At 76.6% G+C, this 9766-nt stretch carries 8 protein-coding genes and 1 riboswitch; of the genes, 1 reads left to right on the top strand and 7 read right to left on the bottom strand.

Translation table 11 applies throughout. The features are described from left to right. Positions 1-62: 62 nt before the first annotated feature. Positions 63-1490, bottom strand: coding sequence for an Rv2231c family pyridoxal phosphate-dependent protein CobC (gene cobC, locus EF903_RS21795; protein WP_125545697.1), 1428 nt, complete (start codon positions 1488-1490; stop codon positions 63-65). A gap of 94 nt (positions 1491-1584) precedes the next feature. Here cobC and EF903_RS21790 point away from each other — a divergent pair, with 94 nt between their 5' ends. After that, positions 1585-2352, top strand: coding sequence for a ZIP family metal transporter (locus EF903_RS21790; protein WP_125545695.1), 768 nt, complete (start codon positions 1585-1587; stop codon positions 2350-2352). Between the two features lie 2 nt (positions 2353-2354). Here EF903_RS21790 and EF903_RS21785 read toward each other — a convergent pair whose 3' ends face one another. The 6 genes from EF903_RS21785 to EF903_RS21760 form a co-directional block, all read right to left on the bottom strand. Beyond that, positions 2355-3767, bottom strand: a complete 1413-nt coding sequence (locus tag EF903_RS21785; RefSeq protein ID WP_125545693.1) for a cobyrinate a,c-diamide synthase — start codon at positions 3765-3767, stop codon at positions 2355-2357. Continuing rightward, positions 3761-4360 carry a cob(I)yrinic acid a,c-diamide adenosyltransferase gene (cobO, locus tag EF903_RS21780; RefSeq protein WP_125545691.1) on the bottom strand — a complete coding sequence of 200 codons (600 nt, stop codon included), beginning with the start codon at positions 4358-4360 and terminating at the stop codon, positions 3761-3763. The genes EF903_RS21785 and cobO overlap by 7 nt, the downstream gene beginning before the upstream one ends. Then, on the bottom strand, positions 4360-6486 hold the full coding sequence (locus EF903_RS21775) for a putative cobaltochelatase (RefSeq protein WP_125545689.1): 2127 nt from the start codon (positions 6484-6486) through the stop codon (positions 4360-4362). The genes cobO and EF903_RS21775 overlap by 1 nt, the downstream gene beginning before the upstream one ends. Before the next feature lie 166 nt (positions 6487-6652). Further along, positions 6653-8176, bottom strand: coding sequence for a cobyric acid synthase (locus EF903_RS21770; protein WP_125545687.1), 1524 nt, complete (start codon positions 8174-8176; stop codon positions 6653-6655). Next, positions 8173-9132, bottom strand: coding sequence for a cobalamin biosynthesis protein (locus EF903_RS21765; protein WP_125545685.1), 960 nt, complete (start codon positions 9130-9132; stop codon positions 8173-8175). The genes EF903_RS21770 and EF903_RS21765 overlap by 4 nt, the downstream gene beginning before the upstream one ends. Before the next feature lie 56 nt (positions 9133-9188). Further along, positions 9189-9283: riboswitch (cobalamin riboswitch) on the bottom strand. Between the two features lie 155 nt (positions 9284-9438). Further along, the gene (locus EF903_RS21760) at positions 9439-9660 is read right to left on the bottom strand and encodes a hypothetical protein (RefSeq protein WP_125545683.1); all 222 of its coding nucleotides are present in this window, start codon (positions 9658-9660) and stop codon (positions 9439-9441) included. Positions 9661-9766 lie beyond the last annotated feature (106 nt).

Here is a 9766-nt window from a genome sequence, read left to right as displayed (position 1 = left end):
GCCCTGACCCTGACGGCCGCGGCCCGCTGACCCCGGCGCCCGGCCTCGGCCGGGCGCCGGGGTCAGCGGGCCGCGGCCGTCAGGGTCAGGGCATGGTCCAGCGCCTGCAGGAGGCGGCCCGTCGTCGCCCGGTCCCGCACCGCCAGGCGCAGCCAGTCGCCGTCCAGGCCCGGGAAGGTGTCCCCGCGGCGGACCGCGAAGCCCAGCGCCCGCAGCCGCATCCTGACCTGCGCCGCCGCGGCCACCCGGATCAGGACGAACGGCCCGCGGGCCGTCCCCGCCACCGTGACCTCCTCGAACTCGGCGAGCCCGGCCAGGAGGTGCTCCCGGTCCGCCTCGATCTGCCGGGCCGCGGCCTCCGCCTCCGCGAGGGCCGCCGGTGCCACGCACGCCTCCGCCGCGACGAGCGCGGGCGTCGACACCGGCCACAGCGGCTGCGCCGCCTCCAGCTGCGCGACCACCTCCGGCTCCGCCAGCACGTACCCGATCCGCAGCCCCGCCAGGCCCCATGTCTTGGTCAGGCTCCGCAGCACCACCAGGCCCGGCACGTCCGTGCGGCCGGCCAGGGCCTCCGGCTCCCCGGGCACCGCGTCCATGAACGCCTCGTCCACGACGAGGATCCGGCCCGGGCGGGCCAGGGCCGCCAGCGCGGCCGCCGGGTGCAGTACGGACGTCGGGTTCGTCGGGTTGCCGACGACCACCAGGTCCGCCTCCTCCGGCACCGCGGCCGGATCCAGCCGGAAGCCGTCCTCCGGCCGCAGCAGGACCCGCTCCACCCGGTGCCCCGCGTCCCGCAGCGCCGCCTCCGGCTCGGTGAACTGCGGATGCACCACCACCGGCCGCCGCACGTCCAGGGCCCGGGCCAGCAGGACGAACGCCTCCGCGGCCCCCGCCGTCAACAGCACCCGGCCGGCCGGCAGCCCGTGCCGAGCCGCCACCGCCGCGCGGGCCGCGCGCCCGTCGGGGTATGCGGAGAGACCGCCGAGCGAAGCCGCGATGCGCTGCTTCAGCCACTCCGGCGGCATGTGCGCCCGTACGTTCACCGCGAGGTCCACCAGCGATCCGCCGTCGTCGCGGACCTCGGCGTCGCCGTGGTGGCGCAGGTCGTGTGCCTGCGCCGTCGCCACCGCGCAGGTCGCCGCCACCGAGCGGCGCTTCGGCACGAGGAGTTCACCGCCCGTCGCGAGCGCCGCCGCCTCCGCCACCGAGGGGGTGCCGGCCGCCTGCCGGGCCGTGTCCGAGGGGTGCGGCACGGCAATGCCCGCCAGCTCCTCGGCCGGGTAGCTGAACAGCGGCACGCCGAAACGTTCCGCCGCGCCCGTGATCCCGGCCTCGCAGGCCTTCGACTCCACCGTCGCCAGCGCCTTCACCGCCCCGGCCGCCAGTCCGGCCCCGCGCAGCGTCTCCTCGACCAGGGCGCAGACCTCCGCGACGGACACCCCCGCCCGGCCGCCGACCCCGACCACCAGCTGCGTCGCGTTCTCACCCATCGGGCTCCTGCCCCTTCCCGGTCGTCAATCGTGCGTGGACCGCGGCCCGCGCGCTCGCGTGCACGCGCGGCCGGCAGTCGGTATCCAAGGGCGCATGGCCGTGATCGTGGCGCTGGGCGCGTTCCTGATGACCCTGGCGGGCGGGTGGACGGCGCAGCGCGTCACCGACCGCCGCCACCTCGTACTGGGCCTCGCCGGCGGGCTGATGCTCGGCGTCGTGGGCCTGGACCTGCTGCCGGAGTCGCTGGAGGCGGCGGGCCGGCCCGTGTTCGGCGTACCGCTCGCTCTGCTGCTCTTCGTGGGCGGCTTCCTCGTCGCGCACGTCGTGGAACGGCTCCTGGCGGTACGGCAGGCCGCACACGGCGCGCCGGGCGGCCGCAACGGCGGCAACGGGGCGGACGGCGGGGACGGTGTCGTCGGCCGCGCCCCCCAGGTCGGGATGACGGCGGCCGCCGCGATGGTCGGCCACAGCCTCGCCGACGGGGTGGCCCTCGGCGCCGCATTCCAGGTCGGCGGCGGCATGGGCACCGCGGTCGCCCTCGCCGTGGTCACCCACGACTTCGCCGACGGGTTCAACACCTACACCCTCACCCGGCTTTACGGAAACGCCCGCAAGCGCGCCCTGCTGATGCTCTTCGCGGACGCCGCCGCCCCCGTGGTGGGCGCGGCGTCCACTGTGCTGTTCACCCTTCCGGAGGAACCGCTCGGGGCGTACCTGAGCTTCTTCGCCGGCGGGCTGCTCTACCTCGCGGCCGCCGAGATCCTGCCCGAGGCGCACCACCGGCACCCCGCCCTGTCCACGCTGATGTGCACGGTGGGCGGGGTGGCCGGGATCTGGCTTGTGGTGGGCCTCGCGGGGTGACGTCACCGGTACGCTGCCGCCGCGGCCGTGAAACGCACGGCCACCGACGGCTCCGCCGCCCAGTGGGTGTGCAGGTAGCTGGCGTGCACGCCCCGGTGGACGAAGCCCTCGACGCGCCGCTCCGGGTGCGTGAACCCCCACGCCGGGGCGGGGCCGGCGCCCGGCTCGACCACCGTGCGGTGGAACTCGTGGCCGCGCAGCCGCGTCCCCGCCGCGGCGAGCGGGCTGTCCGACACCGCGACCGCCTCGCGGTAGCCGAGCGTCAGCCGCCGGGACATCACCGCGTCGGCGTCGAGGACCCCGCACATCGGCCGCCCGTCCAGCGACCGCGCCAGGTACAGCAGGCCCGCGCACTCGGCGGCGACCGGCCCGCCGGCCGCGGCGAAGCCGGCGACGGCCTTGCGCAGCGGCTCGTTGGCGGCCAGCTCCGGGGCGTACACCTCGGGGAAGCCGCCGCCGACGACCAGTGCGGACGTCCCCTCGGGCAGGGCCTCGTCGGCCAGCGGGTCGAAGGGGACGACCTCGGCTCCGGCCGCGGCGAGCAGCTCCGCGTGCTCGGCGTACGAGAACGTGAACGCGGCCCCGCCGGCGACGGCGACGACGGGCCGCCGCCCGGGGCCCGGGGCGGGCGCGCCGGCGGCAGCCGGTGCCGCGGCCGCCGAGGCCACGGCCCGCTCCGGCGACCACGCCGCGCAGTCCAGCGGCGGCGCCGACCGGGCCAGCGCCAGCAGCGCCTCCAGGTCGCAGCCGGCCCGCACCTGCTCCGCCAGCGCCGCGACCGACGCCACCGCGTCCGCCCGCCGCTCCGCCACCGGTACGAGCCCCAGGTGCCGCGACGGCGCCGAGACCTGCGGCGCCCGCCGCAGGACGCCCAGCACCGGCATGCCCGCCTCCTCCAGCGCCTCCCGCAGCATCGCCTCGTGCCGGTCGGAGCCCACCTTGTTCAGGATCACCCCGCCCAGGCGCACCTGCGGGTCGAACGAGGCGAAGCCGTGCACCAGCGCCGCCACCGACCGGGACTGCGACGACGCGTCGACCACCAGCACCACCGGCGCCCGCAGCAGCTTCGCCACCTGCGCCGTCGACGCCAGCTCGCCGCGCCCCGCCGCCCCGTCGTACAGGCCCATCACGCCCTCCACGACCGCCAGGTCGCAGCCCGCCGCCCCGTGCGCGAACAGCGGAGCCACCAGCTCCGGCCCGCACATGTACGCGTCGAGGTTGCGCCCCGGCCGGCCCGTGGCGAGGGCGTGGTACCCGGGGTCGATGTAGTCGGGGCCCGCCTTGTGCGGGGACACGGCCAGGCCGCGCCCCGCGAAGGCCGCCATCAGCCCCGTCGCGACGGTGGTCTTGCCGCTCCCCGACGACGGGGCGGCGATCACCAGGCGGGGGACGGCGACGGCGTGCGAGGTCACCACTCGATGCCCTTCTGGCCCTTCTGGCCGGCGTCCATCGGGTGCTTGACCTTCGTCATCTCGGTGACCAGGTCGGCGAACTCCACCAGCTTCTCCGGCGCGTTGCGGCCCGTGATGACCACGTGCTGGGTGCCCGGCCGGTCGCGCAGCACCTCGATGACCTCGTCGACGTCGATCCAGCCCCAGTGCAGCGGGTACGCGAACTCGTCCAGCACGTACAGCCGGTGCGTCTCGGCGGCCAGGTCGCGCTTGACCTGCTCCCAGCCCTCCTTCGCCGCCTGCTCGTTGTCGAGCTGGGCGTCGCGCTGCACCCAGGACCAGCCCTCGCCCATCTTGTGCCAGACGACGGGGCCGCCCTCGCCGGAGGCGCCGAGCACCTTCAGCGCGTTCTCCTCGCCGACCTTCCACTTCGCCGACTTGACGAACTGGAACACCCCGATCGGCCAGCCCTGGTTCCAGGCGCGCAGCGCCAGCCCGAACGCCGCCGTCGACTTGCCCTTGCCGGGCCCGGTGTGGACGAAGACGAGCGGGCGGTTGCGGCGCTGGCGCGTGGTGAGTCCGTCGTCGGGGATGACGGTCGGCTGTCCCTTCGGCATTACGCGGCCTTCCTGTTGGTGAGCGGTGACGCGGTCGCCACCGATGTGCGTACGTCCTTCACGAGCCCGGCCAGCGCTTCGGCCCGCAGCCCGTCCAGCGTGACGGCCGGCCCGCCCAGGTCGGCGGCCAGCACCCCGGCCAGCCCCAGCCGGACCGGCCCCGACTCGCAGTCCACGACGATCGACGCCACCCCGTCCGCGGCCAGCAGGCGGGCGCTGCGCGCCGCGACCTCGCGGGCGTCCCCGCCGAGGGCGCCGGCCGAGGTGGCCCGCCCGTCGGTGACGACCACCAGCAGCGGGCGGCGGCTGGGGTCGCGCAGCCGCTCCACCCGCAGCACCTCCCGCGCCTTCAGCAGGCCCGCGGCGAGCGGGGTGCGGCCGCCGGTCGGCAACTGCTCCAACCGCACCGCGGCCGCGTCCACCGAGGAGGTCGGCGGCAGCGCCAGCTCCGCGGCCGCGCCGCGGAACGTGACCAGGCCGACCTTGTCCCGCCGCTGGTAGGCGTCCAGCAGCAGCGACAGCACGGCGCCCTTCACCGCGCCCATGCGCTGCCGGGCGGCCATGGAGCCCGACGCGTCGACGACGAACAGCACCAGGTTCCCCTCGCGCCCCTCCCGCACCGCCTGGCGCAGGTCGTCCTTGCGGACGACGAGCCCCCGCCCGGACCGGCCCCGGACCCGCTGGTGCGGGGCCGCGGCCTGCAGGGTGGCGGCCAGGTGCAGCTTCGTCAGCCGCCCGGAGGGGCGCTGCGCGCCCGTCGTCCGGCCGTGCGCGGTCCGGGCGCGCGAACGGCGCCCGGCCGCGCCCTCGCCGAGCCCCGGCACGCTGAACATCCGCGTCCGGAACGGCTCGGCCGCCCGTACGGGGGCCTGCTCGGCCGCCGGCGCCGCAGCGGGGGAGGGGGCGGCGGGCGCGTCCGGCGCCTCGGGCGCCTCCGGGCCCTCGGAGGGGTCCGCCGGCTGCTCGGGAGCGGCCTCGTCGGGAGCCGCCCCGCCGGGACCGCCGCCCTGCGGGGGCACGCCGCCGCCGTCCGGGCCCCCGCCGTCCGGCCCGTCGCCGCCGGGGCCGGGGTCCGGCTCCGGGTCGGGCTGCGGGTCGGGCTCCGGCTCGTCGTCGGGGAAGCCGTCCAGGATCTCGTCGAGCCTGGCCTCGTCCAACCCGGGTGCGTCGAAGGGGTTCCGGCGCCGGCGGTGGGGGAGGGCCAGCAGCGCGGCCTGCCGGACGTCCTCCTTCAGCACCGCCGTACGCCCGGCCCACGCGGCCAGCGCGGCCCCCGTGCGGGCCATGACGATGTCCGCGCGCATGCCGTCCACCTCGAAGCCGGCGCAGACCGCCGCGATCATCAGCAAGGCGCTGTCACCCAGCCGGACCTTCGGCAGCAGGGCCCGTGCGGCCACCACACCGGCCCGGACCCGGGCCTCCTCACCGGCCCAGCGGGCCGCGAAGGCGGCGGGGTCGTCCTCGTAGGCGAGCCTGCGCCGGACCACCTCGACGCGCTGCTCCGGCTCCCGGGAGGCGGCCACCTCCACGGTCAGGCCGAACCGGTCGAGCAACTGCGGGCGCAGCTCGCCCTCTTCCGGGTTCATGGTGCCGACGAGCAGGAACCGCGCCGCGTGCCGGACGGAGACGCCCTCGCGCTCGATGTGGCAGCTGCCCATGGCCGCGGCGTCCAGCAACGAGTCGACCAGGTGGTCATGGAGCAGATTGACCTCGTCGACGTAGAGGATGCCGCGGTGCGCGGCCGCGAGCAGGCCCGGCTCGAAGGCCTTCACCCCGTCGGCGAGGGCCCGTTCGATGTCGAGCGCGCCGACCAGGCGGTCCTCGGAGGCGCCGACCGGCAGCTCCACCATCCGGGCGGGCCGTGCCGTACCGGGGCCCGGCTCGTGGGGCCCGTCGGGGCAGGCCGGGTCCGGGGCGGCGGGCGCGCAGCTGAAGCGGCAGCCGGGTACGACGTCGACCTCCGGCAGCACGGCGGAGAGCGCGCGCACCGCCGTCGACTTGGCCGTGCCCTTCTCGCCGCGTACCAGCACCCCTCCGACCGCCGGGCTGACGGCGTTGAGCAGCAGCGCCAGCCGGAGGTCGTCCTGGCCGACCACGGCCGAGAAGGGGAAGAGGGCGCTGCTCATGAACCGATCACTCCTTCGAGTGGCTTGTCGTCGATGCGCACGCTCGGGCGTCCGGGCAGAACCGGGCCGGCTGCATGCTCTCTGCCCCGGCAGGGCTGACCCTCTGCCGCCCGACCACCGGGCCGAGGTGCTCCGCCGCTCCCCGCGCGTGCGGGGACGGCGGCGGTCACGGTGCCCCCGGCGGGAGGAAGGGCAGGCCCGCGGGGGCGCCGCCCTCGATCAGGCGGAGCAGGGCTTTGGTGTCGGCGTGTTCCTCGATCAGGTCGCCGAGCAGGTCGAGCTGCTTCTCGCGGAGCCCCGCGAAGGACGTGTCCGGGGCCGGGGTGAACCGCCGCCCGGCCGCGGCCGCGACCTCGCGCAGGAAGGCCCGGCGGAACGCGTCCGACTCCAGCGAGCCGTGCCAGTGGGTGCCCCAGACCGCGCCGACCCGGCAGCCGTCCAGGAACGGCTCGCCGCCCAGCACCTCGGCCACGCCGTGGTGGATCTCGTACCCGTCGACCGGCTCGCCCAGCGCCGAGCCGGTCGGCCGGGCCAGCGTCTTCTCCCGCGCGAACCGCACCCGGACCGGCAGCAGGCCGAGCCCGTCCACGGATCCGGCCTTGGACTCGACGTCGTCCTCGATGTGCTCGCCGAGTGCCTGGAAGCCGCCGCAGATGCCGAGTACGGGCCTTCCGGCCGCGGCCCGCCGGGCCAGTTCGGCGGCCAGGCCGCGCTCGCGCAGCCACTCCAGCGCCCGGACCGTGCCGCGCGTTCCGGGGACGACGGCGAGGTCGGCGTCGACGAGCTCCTCGGCCCGGTCCACGAACCGCACGACCACGCCCGGTTCGGCCGCCAGCGCGTCCACGTCGGTGAAGTTCGACATCAGCGGCACCGCGCACACGGCGACCCGCAGGACGTCCTCGCCCACCGGCGGCGTGACCGCCGACTCGCGGCCCGCGCCGCGCAGCGAGACCCGCAGGCCGTCCTCCTCGTCGATGCCGAGCCCGTGGCGGAACGGCAGCACGCCGTACGTGGCGCGCCCGGTCATCGACCGGAGCATCTCCAGGCCGGGCTCCAGCAGGGAGACGTCCCCGCGGAACTTGTTGACGAGGTAGCCGGCGACGAGGGACTGGTCCTGCGCCGACAGAAGCGCCGTCGTCCCGAAGAACGAGGCGAAGACGCCGCCCCGGTCGATGTCGCCGACCACGACGACCGGGAAGCGGGCGGCCCGTGCGATGCCCATGTTCACGATGTCGGTACGGCGCAGGTTGATCTCGGCCGGGCTGCCGGCCCCCTCGCAGATCACGGCGTCATACGTGCCCCGCAGCCGCTCCAGGCAGTCGGTGACGACGCCGAGGAGCTGCTCCTGCCGTCCGCCGTGGTAGCCGCGGGCGCTCATCTCGCCGACCGGCTTGCCGAGCAGGACGACCTGGCTGCTGCGGTCGCTGCCGGGCTTGAGCAGCACGGGGTTCATCAGCGCGGTCGGCTCGACGCCCGCCGCCTGCGCCTGCATGGCCTGCGCCCGCCCGATCTCGGCGCCCTCGCGGGTGACGAACGAGTTCAGCGACATGTTCTGCGCCTTGAACGGCGCCACCTTCACGCCCTGCCGGGCCAGCCAGCGGCAGATGCCCGCCGTGACCACGCTCTTTCCGGCGTCCGAGGTCGTCCCCGCGACGAGGAGACCCCCCGCCGGCCGGCTGCCGCCGCTCATCCGCGCCCCTTCCCCGGGCGCCGCGACACCGCGAACCGCAGTGCGACGCACGCCCCCAGTGCCAGCCAGGTCACGCGCTGCGAGAGCCGCACCGCGCGGTCGATGTCGGCGACCTCGACGGGCCGCCCGTACGCCCCGTTCAGCACGGCCCGGTGCTCGACCCGCCCCTCGTACGCGAGGGTGCCGCCGAGCCGCACGCCGAGGGCGCCCGCGAAGGACGCCTCCACCGGTCCGGCGTTGGGGCTGGGGTGGGCGGCGGCGTCGGCACGCCAGGCGCGCAGGGCCCCACGCCGGTCGGGCCCGGCGGCGACGGCGGCCAGGGCCGTCAGCCGGGCCCCGGGCCAGCCGGCGAGGTCGTCGAGGCGGGCGGAGGCCCAGCCGTAGTTGAGGTGGCGGGGCGACTTGTGGCCGACCATCGCGTCGAGCGTGTTCACGGCGCGGAAGGCGGCCAGCCCGGGGACGCCGGCGACGGCCCCCCACACCAGGGCGCCGACGACGGCGTCGGAGGTGTTCTCGGCCACGGATTCGACGACGGCGCGGGCGATCTGCTGCCCGTCGAGGGCGTGCGGGTCGCGCCCGCACAGGTGCGGCAGCCGCTCCCGGGCGACGTCGACGTCGCCGGCGGCGAGGGCGCCGCCGATGGCGCGTGCCTCCCGGCCCAGCGTGGTGCCGCCGACGACGGCCCAGGTGGCGGCCGCGGTCAGGGCGATACGGGCGGCGGCGGGACGGGGGCGTACGGCGCGCGCGGCGAGCGCGCCGAGCGCGGCCGCGCCCCCGGCGCACACCACGGCGTGGGCCACGCCGTTGGACCGCCGGTCGCGCCACAGGGCGCGTTCCACGGCGGCGGCGGCTCGTCCGAAGGCGGCGACGGGGTGCCCGCGGCGCGGATCACCGAGGATCCGGTCGGCGATCAGGCCCGCCGTCGCGCCGTACGCGAAAACGCGGTCGGCACGCATGTGCAGGTATGTCCTCACTCAGGGTCCGCGCCCTGGTTCGACGTGTCCGGCGGCGAGAGTTCCTGGCTCCCGGGGCGCCGGCCGGTACGGGCCGGCCGTGCTCCCCGGTGACAGTGGCGGGACCGCGCCGGATTCGCACCGGACTTCCTCTGCTGCCGCCGTGATGGCTCCGGCAGTCCACCACGCACCGCGATGGCCCGTCAACTTGCCGTTGACCAGCCCGAACGGGGACGTACATACGGGAACTCCCCCCGGGCCGGGCCCGGGGGGAGTGGCTGCGCGTGGGGGCGGTGGTCCCGCGGCCGATCAGGCGACGATCAGGTAGATCCCGTACGCCACGGCGGCGGCGCAGAGCGCGAAGCTGGCATAGGCGCCGGTGCGCGCCAGACCGGCGCTGCCGCCCGCGTCGGTGGCCGCCTCGTGCTTGGACAGGCCCACCATGCCCAGGGTGAACAGGGCGACGAGGGCGACGGTGGCGAAGAGGCTGACTCCGAAGACGGAGCCCAGGGCTGCCCAGTCGATCTTCATGCTGGCTGAACCTTCTCTGCTCGTCAGACCGCGGCGGCGGGCGCCGCGGTCTGACGAGCAGAGAAGGTTCAGCCAGCATGAAGATCGACTGGGCAGCCCTGGGCTC

This window comes from Streptomyces sp. WAC05292 (genome assembly GCF_003949955.1).
GTDB classification, from domain to species: Bacteria; Actinomycetota; Actinomycetes; order Streptomycetales; family Streptomycetaceae; genus Streptomyces; species Streptomyces globosus.
Note: the sequence above shows the minus strand (reverse complement) of the source record. Positions and strands in the feature narration are given on the sequence as shown.

What these genes read in the sequence shown, in the direction of transcription:
- cobO (WP_125545691.1), bottom strand. Translation starts at nt 4,360, where the DNA reads ATGCCGAAGGGACAGCCGACCGTCATCCCCGACGACGGACTCACCACG.
- EF903_RS21765 (WP_125545685.1), bottom strand. Translation starts at nt 9,132, where the DNA reads ATGCGTGCCGACCGCGTTTTCGCGTACGGCGCGACGGCGGGCCTGATC.
- EF903_RS21760 (WP_125545683.1), bottom strand. Translation starts at nt 9,660, where the DNA reads ATGAAGATCGACTGGGCAGCCCTGGGCTCCGTCTTCGGAGTCAGCCTC.
- cobC (WP_125545697.1), bottom strand. Translation starts at nt 1,490, where the DNA reads ATGGGTGAGAACGCGACGCAGCTGGTGGTCGGGGTCGGCGGCCGGGCG.
- EF903_RS21775 (WP_125545689.1), bottom strand. Translation starts at nt 6,486, where the DNA reads ATGAGCAGCGCCCTCTTCCCCTTCTCGGCCGTGGTCGGCCAGGACGAC.
- EF903_RS21790 (WP_125545695.1), top strand. Translation starts at nt 1,585, where the DNA reads ATGGCCGTGATCGTGGCGCTGGGCGCGTTCCTGATGACCCTGGCGGGC.
- EF903_RS21770 (WP_125545687.1), bottom strand. Translation starts at nt 8,176, where the DNA reads ATGAGCGGCGGCAGCCGGCCGGCGGGGGGTCTCCTCGTCGCGGGGACG.